15 protein-coding genes are annotated in these 14,763 nt (G+C 62.2%); 11 read left to right on the plus strand and 4 right to left on the minus strand.

Annotated features, from left to right (window positions below; genetic code table 11):
* The first annotated feature begins 63 nt into the window (after nucleotides 1-63).
* Genes LY284_RS30445 through LY284_RS30465 form a run of 5 tightly spaced genes read left to right on the plus strand, consistent with a single transcriptional unit; the run spans nucleotide 64 to nucleotide 4,075 of the window.
* Nucleotides 64-1,137, plus strand: a complete 1,074-nt coding sequence (locus tag LY284_RS30445; RefSeq protein ID WP_053571531.1) for a tripartite tricarboxylate transporter substrate binding protein — start codon at nucleotides 64-66, stop codon at nucleotides 1,135-1,137.
* Between the two features lie 31 nt (nucleotides 1,138-1,168).
* Nucleotides 1,169-1,882, plus strand: coding sequence for a class II aldolase/adducin family protein (locus LY284_RS30450; protein WP_233389883.1), 714 nt, complete (start codon nucleotides 1,169-1,171; stop codon nucleotides 1,880-1,882).
* A 35-nt stretch (nucleotides 1,883-1,917) separates the two neighbouring features.
* Nucleotides 1,918-2,904: an ABC transporter substrate-binding protein gene (locus LY284_RS30455; RefSeq protein WP_233391071.1), complete on the plus strand. Its 987-nt coding sequence runs from the start codon at nucleotides 1,918-1,920 to the stop codon at nucleotides 2,902-2,904.
* 30 nt (nucleotides 2,905-2,934) lie between these two features.
* Entirely contained in the window at nucleotides 2,935-3,543 is a 609-nt protein-coding gene (locus LY284_RS30460; protein ID WP_233389885.1) for a chromate transporter, read from the plus strand.
* Nucleotides 3,544-3,547: 4 nt separating this feature from the next.
* Nucleotides 3,548-4,075: a chromate transporter gene (locus LY284_RS30465; protein WP_014252583.1), complete on the plus strand. Its 528-nt coding sequence runs from the start codon at nucleotides 3,548-3,550 to the stop codon at nucleotides 4,073-4,075.
* Nucleotides 4,076-4,079: 4 nt separating this feature from the next.
* Here LY284_RS30465 and LY284_RS30470 read toward each other — a convergent pair whose 3' ends face one another.
* A complete protein-coding gene (locus tag LY284_RS30470; protein ID WP_233389887.1) occupies nucleotides 4,080-5,084 on the minus strand; it encodes a zinc-dependent alcohol dehydrogenase family protein in 1,005 nt (334 codons plus the stop codon).
* Between the two features lie 101 nt (nucleotides 5,085-5,185).
* Here LY284_RS30470 and LY284_RS30475 point away from each other — a divergent pair, with 101 nt between their 5' ends.
* The 4 genes from LY284_RS30475 (at nucleotide 5,186) to LY284_RS30490 (ending at nucleotide 10,291) form a co-directional block, all read left to right on the plus strand.
* Nucleotides 5,186-6,052, plus strand: coding sequence for a LysR family transcriptional regulator (locus LY284_RS30475; protein WP_053571526.1), 867 nt, complete (start codon nucleotides 5,186-5,188; stop codon nucleotides 6,050-6,052).
* Nucleotides 6,053-6,305: 253 nt separating this feature from the next.
* On the plus strand, nucleotides 6,306-6,761 hold the full coding sequence (locus tag LY284_RS30480; protein WP_014252580.1) for a (2Fe-2S)-binding protein: 456 nt from the start codon (nucleotides 6,306-6,308) through the stop codon (nucleotides 6,759-6,761).
* 1 nt (nucleotide 6,762) lies between these two features.
* Complete coding sequence (locus LY284_RS30485) at nucleotides 6,763-8,997, plus strand: xanthine dehydrogenase family protein molybdopterin-binding subunit (RefSeq protein ID WP_233389889.1); 2,235 nt, start codon at nucleotides 6,763-6,765, stop codon at nucleotides 8,995-8,997.
* A 10-nt stretch (nucleotides 8,998-9,007) separates the two neighbouring features.
* A complete protein-coding gene (locus LY284_RS30490) occupies nucleotides 9,008-10,291 on the plus strand; it encodes a cytochrome c (RefSeq protein ID WP_233389891.1) in 1,284 nt (427 codons plus the stop codon).
* Nucleotides 10,292-10,322: 31 nt separating this feature from the next.
* On the opposite strand, the gene LY284_RS30495 is transcribed toward LY284_RS30490, so the two are convergent.
* The gene (locus LY284_RS30495) at nucleotides 10,323-10,691 is read right to left on the minus strand and encodes a DUF1488 family protein (protein WP_233389893.1); all 369 of its coding nucleotides are present in this window, start codon (nucleotides 10,689-10,691) and stop codon (nucleotides 10,323-10,325) included.
* 345 nt (nucleotides 10,692-11,036) lie between these two features.
* On the opposite strand from LY284_RS30495, the gene LY284_RS30500 reads away from it, so the two are divergent.
* Together LY284_RS30500 and LY284_RS30505 are read left to right on the plus strand one after the other, a co-directional pair.
* Entirely contained in the window at nucleotides 11,037-11,477 is a 441-nt protein-coding gene (locus LY284_RS30500) for a DUF3331 domain-containing protein (RefSeq protein ID WP_231927964.1), read from the plus strand.
* 254 nt (nucleotides 11,478-11,731) lie between these two features.
* The gene (locus LY284_RS30505; protein WP_233389895.1) at nucleotides 11,732-12,304 is read left to right on the plus strand and encodes an H-NS family nucleoid-associated regulatory protein; all 573 of its coding nucleotides are present in this window, start codon (nucleotides 11,732-11,734) and stop codon (nucleotides 12,302-12,304) included.
* Nucleotides 12,305-12,323: 19 nt separating this feature from the next.
* Here the strand turns inward: LY284_RS30505 and LY284_RS30510 are convergent, their stop codons facing one another.
* Together LY284_RS30510 and LY284_RS30515 are read right to left on the minus strand one after the other, a co-directional pair.
* The gene (locus LY284_RS30510; protein ID WP_233389897.1) at nucleotides 12,324-13,784 is read right to left on the minus strand and encodes an amidase; all 1,461 of its coding nucleotides are present in this window, start codon (nucleotides 13,782-13,784) and stop codon (nucleotides 12,324-12,326) included.
* Between the two features lie 39 nt (nucleotides 13,785-13,823).
* Nucleotides 13,824-14,759 carry an LLM class oxidoreductase gene (locus LY284_RS30515; protein WP_233389899.1) on the minus strand — a complete coding sequence of 312 codons (936 nt, stop codon included), beginning with the start codon at nucleotides 14,757-14,759 and terminating at the stop codon, nucleotides 13,824-13,826.
* Nucleotides 14,760-14,763: the final 4 nt, after the last annotated feature.

The raw sequence follows: 14,763 nt of genomic DNA on the forward strand, positions 1-14,763 counted from the left end.
ATCACAAGACACCGGCGGCGGGATCGCTCTGGCCAGCCGGTCATCACTGGTGGAGGCAAAACCATGAACGATCGACTCTCGCAGTTCCCATCGCGCACGGGCTTTCGAACGGCTGCACGCGCGGCGGCTTTCACGTTCGCGGGCATGATGCTGTGCGCGCCGCTCGCGAGCCGCGCGGCCGCCGAATCGGTGGCGGACTTCTATAACGGCCGCAATGTCACGATGACGATCGGCTACTCCGTCGGCGGCGGCTACGACACGTATGCGCGTCTGCTCGGCAAGTACATCGGCAATTTTCTGCCGGGCAAGCCGACGATCACGCCGCAAAGCATGCCGGGCGCGGGCAGTCTGAAAGCCGTGAATTATCTCTACGGCATCGCGCCGAAAGATGGCGCGACCTTCGGCACGTTCGGGCGCACGATGCCCGAACAGCCGCTTCTCGGCGATGCGAATTTCGATGCGCGCAAGCTCACGTGGCTCGGCAGCATCACGAGCGACGTGAGTCTGTGCGTGACGTGGAATACGTCGCCGGTCAAGACGTTCAAGGATCTCGTCGACAAGGAAGCGCGCATGGGCGGACAGGGCGCGGGCTCCGACCCTGACGTGATCGCCTCCACGATCAAGAATCTCTTCAACTCGAAACTGAAGCTCGTCACGGGTTATCCGGGCAGCAACGAAACGGCGCTTGCGATGGAGCGCGGCGAAATCGACGGTGAATGCGGCGTGTCGTGGAGCACGATTCAAACGCGGCATCCCGACTGGATCTCGGGCAAGAAGATCAACATCCTCGTGCAGGTCGCGCTGGAGAAACATCCCGAACTGCCCGACGTGCCGCTGCTTCTCGATCTCGCGCCCAACGATCAGACCCGGCAGGTGCTGAAGGTGATCGTCGCGAGCCAGGTATTCGCGCGCCCGTTCGCGGCGCCGCCCGGCCTTCCGCCGGAACGCACGGCCGCGTTGCGCCAGGCGTTCGAGCAGACCGTGAAAGACCCGCAATTCCTCGCCGAAGCGAAGCGCATGGGCCTCGAAGTGCGCCCCGTTTCGTGGCAGCGCATGGACCAGTTGCTCGACGAGCTCTACAAGACACCGCCCGATGTGCTTTCCAAAGCGAAGGCCGCGGTGGGCGGGCGCTACTAGCCGTTTCATTACTCGAACGCAGGACGACACCATGACTCTCAACGAAGCAAAGCAGAAACTGATCGATGCCGGCCGCATTCTCGAAGCGGAAGGCCAGGGCGATCTCACGCGCGGGCACATTTCCGTGCGCGTGCCGGGCGATCCCACGCATTTCCTCATGAAGCCGCATAGCCACGGCTTCGACGAGATCACCGAGGACAACATCGTCGTCTGCAATCTCGAAGGCGAGAAGGTGAGCGGCGGTGGACGCCGTCATAGCGAGGTCTTCATTCACTCGGAGATCTTCAGGGTGCGGCCCGATGTGACGAGCGTGATCCACGCGCATCCGACGCATGCGGTCGCGCTCTCGGCAACGGGCCAGCCGCTCGAAATGATCAGCCAGCCGAGCGTGCATTTCGCGGATGGCCTGCCGTACTACACGGACACCATGAACCTGATTCGCACGCAGGAGATGGGCGCGGGCGTGGCGCGCGCGCTCGGGTCGAGCAAGGCCGTGCTGATGCGCAATCACGGCGTCGCGGTCGTGGGGCGCTCGATCGAGGAATCGGTCGTGCTGTCGCTTCTTCTGGACAATGCCTGCCGCATTCAATTGCTGACCAAGGCGGCGGGCGGCACCGGCGAAACCTTCTCGCCGGAAGACGTGGCGCGTCTGCACGACGCCGTGACGCGCGCCGAGCAGTTCGCAATCAACTTCGAATTCCTGCGCCGCAAGGTCAACCGCGGCCTGTTGCATTCCCTGGTCTGATCCATGTACGCACACTGCAGGAGATTCACACGATGATCGGAAACCTCAAACTCTCCGTCGCGATGGGCGACTACGACAGAACGCGTCCGCTGCTCGACGGCCAGGTGCAGATCGACGGCGCCGAGCCCGTCTTCATGACGCTCACGCCCGAAGAGATGTTCTTTCGCGCGTTTCGCCACGAAGAGTTCGATATCAGCGAGCTGTCGTTTTCCAGCTATGCGGTGAAGACGGCGGAGGGTTCGTGTCCTTACGTTGCGATACCGGTGTTTCTTTCCCGCGCCTTTCGCCATACGTCCATCTATGTGCGCAGGGACCGCATCGAGCGGCCGGAGGATTTGAAAGGCAAGCGCATCGGCCTGCCTGAATATCAACTGACGGCGAATGTATGGGCGCGCGCCGTGCTCGAAGACGACTTCGGCGTGAAGCCGGCCGATGTGCAGTGGGTGCGCGGCGGCATCGACGAGCCGGGGCGTCCGGAGAAGATCAAACTCGATCTGCCGTCCGATATCCGTCTCGAAGCCGCACCCGAAAACGACACGATCTCGGCGATGCTCGATCGCGGCGATATCGACGGCTTCATGGCGCCGCGCCCGCCCGGCTGCGCGGCGACCAATCCGAACGTCGGCTGGCTGTTTCGCGATCCGACCTCGGCGGCGAAGGACTATTATCGTCGCACGCGTGTGTTTCCGATCATGCATGTCGTGGGCATTCGCAAGACGCTCGTGGCAGCGCATCCCTGGCTGCCGGCCGCAGTTCTCAAGGCCTTCACCGAGGCCAAGCGCGTGGCGCTCGCGCGTCTCTCGGATACATCGGCGACCAAGGTCACGCTGCCTTTCGTCGAAGAGCAATTGAAAGCCGCACGCGAACTGATGGGCGACGATCACTGGTCGTACGGCATCGAGGCGAACCGCGATACACTCGAGACCTTCCTGCGCCATCATCATTCGCAAGGCTTATCGAAGCGCCGCCTGACGATCGGAGAGGTCTTTCATCCGGCCACGTTCGAAACGGCCAAGATATAGGCGCGCCTCTCTTACACCGCACGCATCGCGATGACTGCCCATACGATCGACGAGATATCGCCCGCCGCCGTTTCGAGCGAAGTGACGCCATCCGGCACGCCGCCTACGCCCACTTCGTTCGCGCTTTTCAAAGCTTTCTTTTTCATTGGACTGACGGGCTTCGGCGGTGTGTTGCCGTGGGCGCGGCGCATGCTGGTCGAAAGACTGGGCTGGCTCACGAATCGCGAATTCGCCGAGTTATTGCCGCTTGCGCAATTGCTGCCGGGGCCGAACGTCGCGAACATCGCGACGGTGCTCGGGCGGCAATATCATGGCGCAAAGGGCGCGGCCATCGCGGTGTTCGCGCTGTATCTCGCGCCGACCATCATTACGATCGGCGTCGGCTACGCCTATGCGCGATGGGGGCACGCACCCGTCACGGCGCATCTTTTCGCGGGTCTCATGCCCGCGGCGACGGGGCTCGTGATCGCGACGGTATTGAAGCTCGTGACGAGTCTGCCGCGCGGTGCGGCGAGCATCGTGCTCGTGGCGGGGACGTTCATCGCCATCGCGATCATGAAGATTCCCTTGCTCATCGTGCTTGCCGTGCTCGGCCCGCTCGGCACGATCGCAATGCTGCGCCGCGCGCGCAAGGAGTGACGCGATGTGGAGCACACTCGCCGATCTCTTCGTGCATGGCGCGATCTGGTCGCTGCTCGCCGTGGGCGGCATGAATGCGACACTCGCCGATATCCAGCGCTATGCGGTCGATACGCGTCACTGGGTCACGGGCGAGCAGTTCGTCACGTTCTTTTCCATCACGCAGGCCGCGCCGGGGCCGAACGGCATGGCTGTCGCGCTCATCGGCTTTCAGGCGGCGGGACTCGCCGGCGCATTGGTCTCGACCGTCGCCAAGATTCTCCCTTCTTCATTGATGGCGTATTTCGTGAGCGCATGGGTGGAGCGGCGGCAGGATTCGCGCATCGTGACCGCGATTCGCAAAGGGCTCGCACCCGTGACGGTCGGGCTGCTCGTATCGGCGGCTTATGTGTTCGCGCGCGAAACCGATGTGAACCTGTCTCGCACGCTTTGCACGGTGGTGTGCGCGGCGGTGGCGTATCGCAGCAAGCTCAATCCGATCTACCTCGTCGCCGCAAGCGCGTTGCTCGGGCTCGCGGGCGTGTTCGGCTGAGACTTCATCCGGCGAGCGCGGCATCGACATCGACGACGATCTTGCCGCGCGCCGTGCCATCCGATAGCGCTTCGTAAGCACGCTCCGCATCGCGCAGAGCGAAACGTCTCGCATCGATGCGTGGCGTTAGTGTGCCCGCTTCGGCAAGCCGTGTTGCTTCGCGCAGCATCTCGCCATGATGCGCGCGATGCTGTCCCGTCAGCAGCGGATACAGCGTGAAGACGCCCGAATAGCTGGCCTCGCGAAACGACAGCGGCGCAAGCGCATGCGTGCCCCATCCCAGTGCGCTCACGACATGACCGAAGTGTCTGACCGCCGCGAAGGAAGCATCGAGCGAAGGGCCGCCCACCGTATCCACGACGAGATCGAAACCCGCGCCGCCCGTATGCGCGGCCACGTATTGCTCGACGTTCGCCGCGCGGTAATCGATCGGCGTCGCGCCCAGGCTTCGAATGTAATCATGATCGCGTTCGCTCGCGGTCGCGAATACGTGCGCGCCGAGTGCGCGTGCGAGTTGCACGGAGACATGACCCACGCCGCCCGCGCCGCCTTGCACGAGCACGGTGCGTCCCGCCTGCAACCGTGCGCGATCGACGATGCCCGCATAAGACGTGATGAACGCAAGCGGCAAGGCGGCCGCGCTGCGCATCGAAAGATTCGCGGGCTTGTGCGCGAGCAGCGCTGCATCGACCGCGGCGTATTGCGCGAGCGTTCCCTGAATGCCGCCGACGCCGCCCGTCATGCCATAGACCGCATCGCCCGACTTGAATGCATCGACGCCCGCGCCGACCGCTTCGACGATGCCCGCCATATCGATGCCGAGCACGAGCGGAAGCGGATGTTTCGCGTGAGCCGCTTCGCCCGCGCGAATCTTCATGTCGAGCGGATTCAGCCCGCTCGCCGCGATACGCACGAGTACTTCGCCGGGCCCGGGTTCGGGACGATTCAGCTCGGTGAGTTCGAGCGGACCCTGATGACGATTCAGAACGAGTGCTTGCATGGTGGACATCGAAGGCTCCCGAGAAGATTGAACGTTGCTTGCGATACGTTCATACTCCGCCATGCAGCGAAGCATGTAAATCGACAAACGCGCACGACGGTCATACGAAAATGAATGGGTCGAATCTCGAATGGAGCGATGTGCGCGTGTTCCTCGCGATCGCGCGATGCGGGACGTTGGGCGCGGCAGCGCGCATGATCGGCCAGACGCAGCCGACAATGGGACGGCGTCTGCGCGCGCTCGAAGAAGCGCTGGGCCACGTGCTGTTCCAGCGCACGAGCGACGGCTTCGTGCTCACCGACGAAGGCGCGGCCGTGCTCTCGCATGCGGAGCGCATGGAGGAAGAGGCGCTCGGCTTTACGCGCGCGCTCGCGGGGCAGGAGGCCAAGCTCACCGGCTCGCTGCGCGTTTCGTCGTCGGACTGGTTTGGGGTGCATGTGCTCACGCCAGTCTTCGCGCGCTTTCTGGCGAAGCATCCGGAAGTATCGATCGAGCTCGTTACCGATGCGCGCCGCTATAACCTTGCGCGGCGCGAAGCGGATCTGGTTTTTCGCATCACGCCGTTCGACGAGCCGGACATCGTGCAGCGCAAGCTCATGCATATGGACTACGCGCTGTATGGCTGCGCGCATCTCGGCTCGCCCGAAATAGGCAATGGAGAAGGGCAGACGCTGATCAGCATGGATAGCGCATTCGATCATTTGCCGGATGTGGTCTGGATCAAGCGCATGTTGCCCAGGGCGAGCATCGTTTTCGGCAGCAATAACCGCGAAGCGCAGGCGCGGATGTGCGCGCTGGGCGCGGGCTTCGCGGTCTTGCCATGCCGCCTTGGCGATGCCGATAAGCGTCTCGTGCGCTTCGATCTCGGCGAAGCGCCGCCGGGACGCGACGTATGGCTCGGTTATCACCGCGATCTGAAACGGGTCGCCCGCTTGCGCGCATTGCTCGATGAAACCATGAGCCTCGGCGAGCGATAACTTCGCATAGCATTCGCATTTACGTTGCAACTAACCGTCTTTTTCTTTACCCCCTTCAAAGGCAATAGCCGCATCACGAATAGAAGCACGCCGGACTTTCAGGCAATGCAATTACAAAACTTTTCTTGAAACATCGCCATTCATGCTCGCTTTTAAAAGCGGCGCTACAATCCCCAAGCCTTAAAAGCCGACTGTCCCCACGCAGCCGGCCATTTGCGATATCCGCCGACACCACCTATAAGCCGGAGCGCTCATGACCACGCTTTCCATCAATGGCCAGACCCATACGGTCGATGCGCCGCCCGACATGCCGCTGCTTTGGGTATTGCGCGATATCGTCGGTCTCACCGGAACCAAATTCGGCTGCGGCATCGCGCAATGCGGCGCATGCACGGTGCATCTCGATGGCGCCGCCGTCCGTTCGTGCGTATTGCCGATCGCTGCCGTCGGCGATCGTAAAGTCACGACGATCGAAGGCATTGCCGCCACGCCCGCAGGCAAGAAAGTGCAGGAAGCCTGGCGCAAGCTCGATGTCGTGCAATGCGGTTACTGTCAGTCCGGACAAGTGATGTCCGCAGCCGCTTTGCTCACGACCGTCCCCGATCCCAACGACTCCGATATCGATGCCGCGATGGCGGGCAATATCTGCCGCTGCGGCACCTATCACCGCATCCGCGCCGCCATCAAGCAGGCCGCGAAGGAGGCGTGACATGTCGCAAGGATTGATCGAAGCGGGGCGTCACGCGGCGCGCGCAGGGTTTTCGCGCCGTGCTTTCCTCAAGTTCGGCGTGACGGCGGGCGTCGCTGCGGGCGGCGGCTTGCTGATCGGCTTCAGCTTGCCCGCCGCGAGTCAGGATCAAGGCAAGGGCAAGTCCGTGATTGGCGGAGATGGCATCGAGACGCCGCAAGAAGGCGTGTTCGCGCCGAATGCCTTCGTGCAGATCGACAAGAGCGGCAAGGTCGTGCTCATCGTGCCGAAAGTCGAAATGGGGCAGGGCGTCTATACCGCGCTGCCCATGTTGATCGCCGAAGAACTGAACGTGCCGCTCGACAACGTCACGATCGATCATGCGCCGCCCAATGAAGCGCTCTTCACGGACCCGCTCTTGGGTGGTCAGTTGACGGGCGGCTCGACTTCCGTGCGCTATGCATGGGAGCCGATGCGCAAGGCCGGCGCGGCCGCGCGCATGATGCTCGTGGCGGCAGCGGCGCAGCAATGGCAATGCGATCCATCGTCGTGTCATGCGCAGGATGGCAAGGTCATGCTTGCATCGGGAGATCGCAGCGCGAGTTATGGCGAGCTCGCCGAAGCGGCCGCGAAAATGCCGGTGCCGCAGGATATCAAGCTCAAGGACCCGAAGGACTTCAGGATCGTCGGAACGCCGGTCAGGCGGCTGGATTCGCCGGAAAAGGTGGATGGTACGGCGATGTTCGGTCTCGACGTGCGCCTGCCCGGCATGGTGTACGCCGCGATCGTCAATTGCCCGGTATTCGGCGGCACGCTCGCATCCGTTGATGACAGCCATGCGAAAAAGATTCCCGGCGTGCGTCAGGTCGTGCGGTTCGACAATGGCGTCGCGGTGATCGGCGATCATACCTGGGCCGCGAAACGCGGCGCGGCCGCGTTGAAGATCGAATGGAACGAAGGCGCGAGCGCCAGCGTATCGACGAAGCAGCTCGTCGATGACATGGCGAATTCGTCGCAGCGTGGGGGCGCCGTCGCGCGCAAGGAAGGCAATGTCGATGACGCGTTCGGCAAGGCGAAGACGCGCGTCGATGCGGTCTATGTCCAGCCGTTTCTCGCGCACGCGACGATGGAGCCGATCAACTGCACCGTGCATGTGCGCCCCGATGGCTGCGATATCTGGCTCGGCACGCAAGTGCCCACGCGTATTCGCGATGCCGGCATGCAGGCGACCGGCCTGCCCGCGGACAAGATCTTCGTGCATAACCATCTGCTTGGCGGCGGCTTCGGGCGGCGGCTCGAATTCGACATGGCGACGCAGGCGCTCAAGGTCGGCAAGGCGCTCGGCGTGCCCGTCAAAGTGACGTGGTCGCGCGAAGAAGACATTCAGCACGACATGTATCGCCCTTGCTATTACGACAAGATATCGGCGGGACTCGATGCCAACGGCAAGCCGGTGGCATGGACGCATCGCATTGTCGGGTCGTCGATCCTCGCGCGTTTCGCGCCGCCCGCCGTGAAAGACGGCGTCGATCCCGACGCGGTGGAGGTCGCAGCCGATCTTCCCTACGATCTGCCCAATCAGTTGATCGATTACGTGCGGCTCGAACCGCGCAACGTGCCCACCGCGTTCTGGCGCGGCGTGGGCCCGACACGCGGGACCTTCGTCGTCGAGAGCTTCATCGACGAGCTGGCGGTGCAGGCCAAGGTCGATCCGGTCAAGTACCGGCGCGATCTGCTCGGCAAGTCGCCGCGCGCGCTCAACGTGCTCGATGTCGCGACACAGGCGGCGGGATGGGGGCAGCAATCCGTGCCGCAGGGCGAAGGGCGCGGCGTTGCGGTGATGCACGCTTTCGGCAGCTTCTTCGCGGTCGTCGCTGATGTCGCGGTCGATAAAGACGGCGCGGTCGCGGTGAAGCGTATCGTATGCGCGGTGGATTGCGGCATGGTCGTCAATCCCAATACGGTCGAAGCGCAAGTGCAGGGCGGCATTCTATTCGGCGTGACGGCGGCGCTCTATAGCGAAATCACCATCAAGGACGGGCGCGTCGAGCAAAGCAATTTCACCGATTATCGAATGCTGCGAATTCACGAAACGCCGCCGGTGGAAGTGCATATCGTCAAGAGCACCGAAGCGCCCGGTGGCATCGGCGAACCGGGCACGGCCGCGCTGATACCGGCCATTACCAATGCTATCCATGCCGCAACGGGCAAGCGATTGAGGAAGTTGCCCGTCGGCGATCAATTGCGCAGCGCGTGAGGAGGCCGTCATGAGAAATGCATTCAAGCCTCTCGTTGCGGCGCTGTGTGCGTCGGGCGCATTGGGCATGATGTCTTCGGCGCGTGCGGCAGACGATGCGCTCGTCGCACGCGGCGCGTATCTCGCCAAGGCGGGCGATTGCATTGCCTGCCATTCGGCCCCGCGCGGCAAGCCGCTCGCGGGCGGATTGCCGATGATGACGCCCGTGGGCGCGATCTACACGACCAATATCACGCCGGATGCCGAAACCGGCATTGGCCGCTATACGGAAGAAGAATTCGCGCGCGCGTTGCGCGACGGCGTGGCGAAGGACGGCCATAACCTTTATCCGGCCATGCCTTATCCCTCGTATGCAAAGATCAACGACGAAGACATGCATGCGCTCTACGCGTATTTCATGCAAGGCGTGACGCCGGTGAAACAGGCCAATCGCGAACCGGACATGAAATGGCCGCTCAACATGCGCTGGCCATTGAAGGTATGGAATGCGGTTTTTCTCGACAAGGGCATTTATCAGAACAAAACCGGAAAAGATGTTGCGTGGAATCGCGGCGCTTATCTGATTCAGGGGCTCGGCCATTGCGGCTCGTGTCATACGCCGCGCGGCATCGCGTTTCAGGAAAAAGGACTGGACGAAAGCAGCGGCGCTTATCTGACCGGCGGCCTGCTCGATAACTGGTTCGCGTCCAACCTGACGGGTGAACACAATACCGGTCTCGGACGATGGTCCGAGCAGGATATCGCGACCTTCCTCAAGACCGGCGCGAATGCGCATGCATCGGCATTCGGCTCGATGACGAGCGTCATCAACAACAGCACGCAGGAACTGAGCGACGCCGATATCGCCGCGATGGCGCGCTATCTCAAGTCTTTGCCCGCATCGGGTGGCGATAGCCGCGCGCCTTATTCATATGATGCGAAGGCGAGCAAGGTATCGTTGACGCGCCCGGCGGCATCGGATTCGGGCGCGCGCTTATATACCGTCTACTGCATGCATTGCCACGGCGCGGACGGCCGCGGCTTTGCGCCGATGCTCGCGCCGCTCGCGGGCAATCCGAACGTGTTGGAGAAGGATGCATCGTCGCTCATCAACGTGACGCTCAACGGCACCGGCGATCTCGTGCTGCATGGCGTGCCCGCGCCTTATCCGATGCCGCGTTACGCACCCGTGCTGAACGACAGGCAGATCGCCGACGTGCTGACCTTCGTTCGCGGCGCGTGGAATAACAACACGCCGGCGGTACAGGCCGAGGATGTCGCCAAGCTGCGCAAGGCGACACAAGCGGCGCGCTGACACGCGCCGCTTGTGTCAGGCGGGTACGCCTTCAGGACGCAAAATCGACGACGTCCAGATGAACCGAACTGGACGGATGCGCAAGAAACTTTCGATGCACGCGCGCGCTGATGCGCTCATAGCCATCGCTCAAGGCTTTTAGCAAGCGCTCGTCGCTTGCGCCTGTGGGCGCCCAGAAGCACTGTTCCAATGCCTTGCGTGTGATGTTGCACTGAACCGCCTGCTCGCGGGAGAACGCAACGAAGCTGACGGACGCGCGGTCCGCCGAAATGGTGGCATGGATCGTGATCTTGCTCGTCATGATTCGACAGGAGAAATGCGGTTCACTGGTTTTTATTGTGTCAGAAATCGGCGAGTTCGCGCATCCTCGAATGCGGACGAAACGTGCGCAAACGGTCAAACGAAATCGGGCACGCGCGCGCCCCACATTGGTTCCCGCCCAAAATCGAACGTTCGTGCATGGCCATCTGCATTAATTGCCTGCTGATTAGTTCGGCTCCGCACCTTTACGGATTCATGACGCCACCGGCTATGCGGGACGGCGCGCAGACGCGATGTTCTAGCTTGTCCACGAAAAAATGAAAGCAAAAGCATGCTGAGGTGTACTACTCTAGGAACGATCATCCGAAGCGGCGCGGCAAACCGGCTCAGGAAGCGGGTCGTGCGGCGCATTCCCCGGAACTCCACCGGCAACGTCCACCCCGGCTTCTGTTGCGGCGTGCGTTGTCGCCACCAGGAGCGGAACATGAAGCATCCATCGTTGATGGATCCCTGGAGCCGTACCCTGGCCATGCTCGACAGCCGTTCGAGCCGCCCGTTGGAAGTGAATGAGAAGTTTGCGTTGATGACACGATCGCTCGTACGCAATGTGCCCGACAAGAGCGCATGCACAGGAGCGGCGGAGGGACATTGCGTCAATATTCGCGTGCTGGAGCGGCTGAGCGATTCGACACTCGCCTTGTCCTGGCACGATCCCACCTCGTTCAATTACTCGGAGCAGGTGTGGGCGCTCTGCACCGCCCGCAAGCGTGGAACCTGTGCGCTGAGCGGGCAGGCCATCAGGCGCGGACAGCCGGTTTATCGGCCAAGGCGAGTCGGCAGCTCGGTGCCGCTCAATAGCGGTGCAATGATTCTCGCGCTTGCGTTGACGCCTGCCGAAGAGGAATCGGACGTCGTCGCCGATTGATGGACTGAGGAGTGTCGTGACGCGTGCGCAACGCACGCGTTTTTCATTCGCACGCGCCGGTGCGCCGATCGCGCGTGCGCGTCATTTGCCTGATCACGTCAAGCGGCGCTTGAATCGCGCGCTTTGGCGCTGATGATATGCATTTTGGAAATTTACCCGTTCAGGCAAATAAACTTTGCACAAGAGTGCTTATCATCGTATTGCGCGGCTAAGATGCGCGTGTGGTGGAAATAAAATGTCGAATGATTCATTAGATGAACGTCTTGCAAGTGTCGCGCGCGTTCTTTGCGCGGCCAGGTCAGGTTATGCAGGACGTTAAAGGAGGGAAGATGGCTACGCTGGCGCAACTGGAAGGCCAGATTCAGAAATTGCAGCGTCGTGCGGACGCATTGCGCGAGAAAAAGTCAGGGGAAGTTATCGCTAAGATTCGGGCCATGATGGACGAATTCGGCATTACGACAGACGATCTCGCGAAAGCCGGTTCAGGCACCGGCAAGAAGCGAGGCCGGCCGGCAGGCGCAGGGAATGCGTCCAGTGCAAAGAAAAAGACAGCATCCAGACTTCCGCCGAAGTATCGCGATCCCGTATCGGGCGCGACGTGGAGCGGTCATGCGCGCCCGCCCGCATGGATCAAGGATGCGCCTGATCGCAGCGCGTTTTTGATCGACGGCGCCGCCGGTTCCGCATCGGGTTCGAGTGCGGGAAGGAAAAGCGCCCGGGCGGCATCGCGGGCCGGCCGCACAGCTTCAAAGAAGGCAGCCAAGCGAACCGGCCGCAAGACGGCCAAGAAAGCCACGCGCAAGAACGGCCGGAGCGCTGCGGGCTGATAGTGATAACCGCGATGGGTCAGCCAAGCAACGGACTGCGCACGCTCGAATACCCACTTGCGCGGTCGTAGGCGAGCCCGATTTGCAATACGCCCAGATCGTCCTGCGTCGGGCCGATGATCTGCAATCCAGCGGGCAGGCCATTCGGCCCGAAGCCGGCCGGAGCGCTCAGGGCGGGCAACGAAGCCATCGTGGCCGGAACCACGGTTTCCATCCAGCGATGGTACGTATCCATCTCCCGGTCCGCGACGACGTGAGGCCAATCCAGCGCGGCGTCGAATGGAAATACCTGAGCGGATGGCATCACGAGATAATCGAAGCGATCGAACAGCGCATTGATCGCCTGATACCACGCAGCGCGAGCGCGAACCGCGCGCGATACATCTTCTCCCGATAACTTCAGGCCGCGTTCTATTTCCCATATTGCTTCGGGCTTTAGCAGCTTGCGCTTTGCAGCGTCGCGATAGAGCGGCGCATTCGTGCCGGAGAATGTAAGGCTGCGCAGATCCATCCACGCGTCCCAGAGAACATCGAAATCGAAGGCGATACTTGCAGGATCGACGATGCAACCCGCGCTCTCGAAATGGCGCAGCGCCGACGTATAGGTATCCATCAAACCGGCTTCGGTCGGCAAGTGTCCATTCAGATCGCCAAGCCAGCCGATGCGCGTATCGCGCGTATCGTGTGTTGCGCGCTCCAGCGAATCGACGAAAGCGGCAGGGTTATCGCTTCTGCGCGATAGCGGCGCGCGCGTATCGAAGCCCGCTTGCACGGACAACAGCAAGCCGAGATCGGGAATGGTGCGCGCGATCGGACCGGCTACGCTGAATTGCTGGAAGAACACATCGTCGCTGGGCGCATAGGGCACGCATCCGGGCGTCGTGCGAAAGCCGAAGACATTGTTGAATGCGGCGGGCGTGCGCAGCGAACCCATCATGTCCGAGCCGTCCGCGCACGGAAGCATGCGCAGCGCGACGGACACCGCCGCGCCGCCGCTGCTGCCGCCCGCCGAGCGCGACGGGTCGAATGCATTGCGCGTGGTGCCATAAACCGGGTTATAGGTGTGACCGCCCAGACCGAATTCAGGCGAATTCGTGCGGCCGATAAAGATTGCGCCCGCCTTGCGCGCGCGTTCGAATACGACTGCGTCGACCTGACTGGTTTCGCCTGCATAGATGGGCGAGCCTTTGGTCGTGACCATGCCGGCGACCGGCAAGATATCCTTGGGCGCTTGCGGAAAGCCATGCAAAGGACCAAGGCTTTCGCCTCTGGATAACTGTGCGTCGCGTTCGTTGGCTAGCGCAAGCACCGCATCGCGATTCTGCATCGCGACGATTGCATTGACCGTCGGGTTCAGGCGATCGATTTGCGCGAGATAGGCGTTCATCACTTCGACGCAGGAAATCTCGCGTGCATGAATCGATTGCGAGAGCGCAACGGCGTCGAGCGAAACGATATCGTTGTTGGAAGTTGAAGTCATGATCTTGTCGTGAATGCATGTTGCAATGAACGAGCGGATTCAGCGATGAAACTCGGGAAGCACATCAGCCGCGACTTCTTCGATGATATCGCGCGCCGGCCGGCGTTCCGATGTTATGTTGAGCGTGACGTGATGCGTGCCGCTTTCGCGCATGTCCCGCAACACCGTGATGAGCCCGCGACGTCCCGTGCGATAGCCGAGCGGGATGTCCGCTGCGGGCTCGTCGGGATCTTCGTCGAGATCGAGCCGCATGGCGACGCCAAACGCGCGAAATTCGCCGGAGGCCGCGCGATCGACCGCTGCGCGCCACATGCTATGGCGGCCTCGCTGCGCTTGCGGCTCGCGATGATAAGTCATCCAGCCGAGCGAATGACGTGCGATCCAATCGACGCTCTGACCGCCCGAACCCACGGCAAGCAGCGGAATCGATGCATTTAGGCGCGGCAACAGATAGAACTCGGGCGCGCCTTCGGGAACGTTATCCGGAATCACGCGCGAAGGCACGGTGACGGCGGCGGCGAGCGTTTCCCAATGTCGCCGGTAAAGATCGCGCCGATCATCGGGATCGCGGCCGAACGCGGCATATTCAGGCGGACGATCGCCCGAACCGACGCCGAGAATGAAACGCCCTTTAGCAAGCGTAGCGACGGAGATCGCGCCTTTGGCGACATGCAGCGGATGCCTGAGCGTCAGCACGATCGCGCCGCTGATAAGCGCGATGCGCTCCGTTTGCGATGCAAGCGCGCCAAGCAAGACCCAAGGATCGAGATGCCCGACCGGATCGGGATAATCGATGCTATTGAGCGGCACGTCGCGCACCCAGAGCGCGCGAAAGCCGAGCCGGTCGGCGAGTTGCGCGAGCGCGATCTGCTCGCTGAAATCGACGACGCCTTGCTCGTCGTCCGTGATGGGCAATGTCATGCCGATCGAGAGCTTGCCGGGCGAAAACACGGCATTCGCGATGCTTGCGGTCATGATG

It is taken from the genome of Caballeronia sp. PC1 (assembly GCF_021353155.1).
In the GTDB taxonomy this organism is placed as follows: domain Bacteria; phylum Pseudomonadota; class Gammaproteobacteria; order Burkholderiales; family Burkholderiaceae; genus Caballeronia; species Caballeronia cordobensis.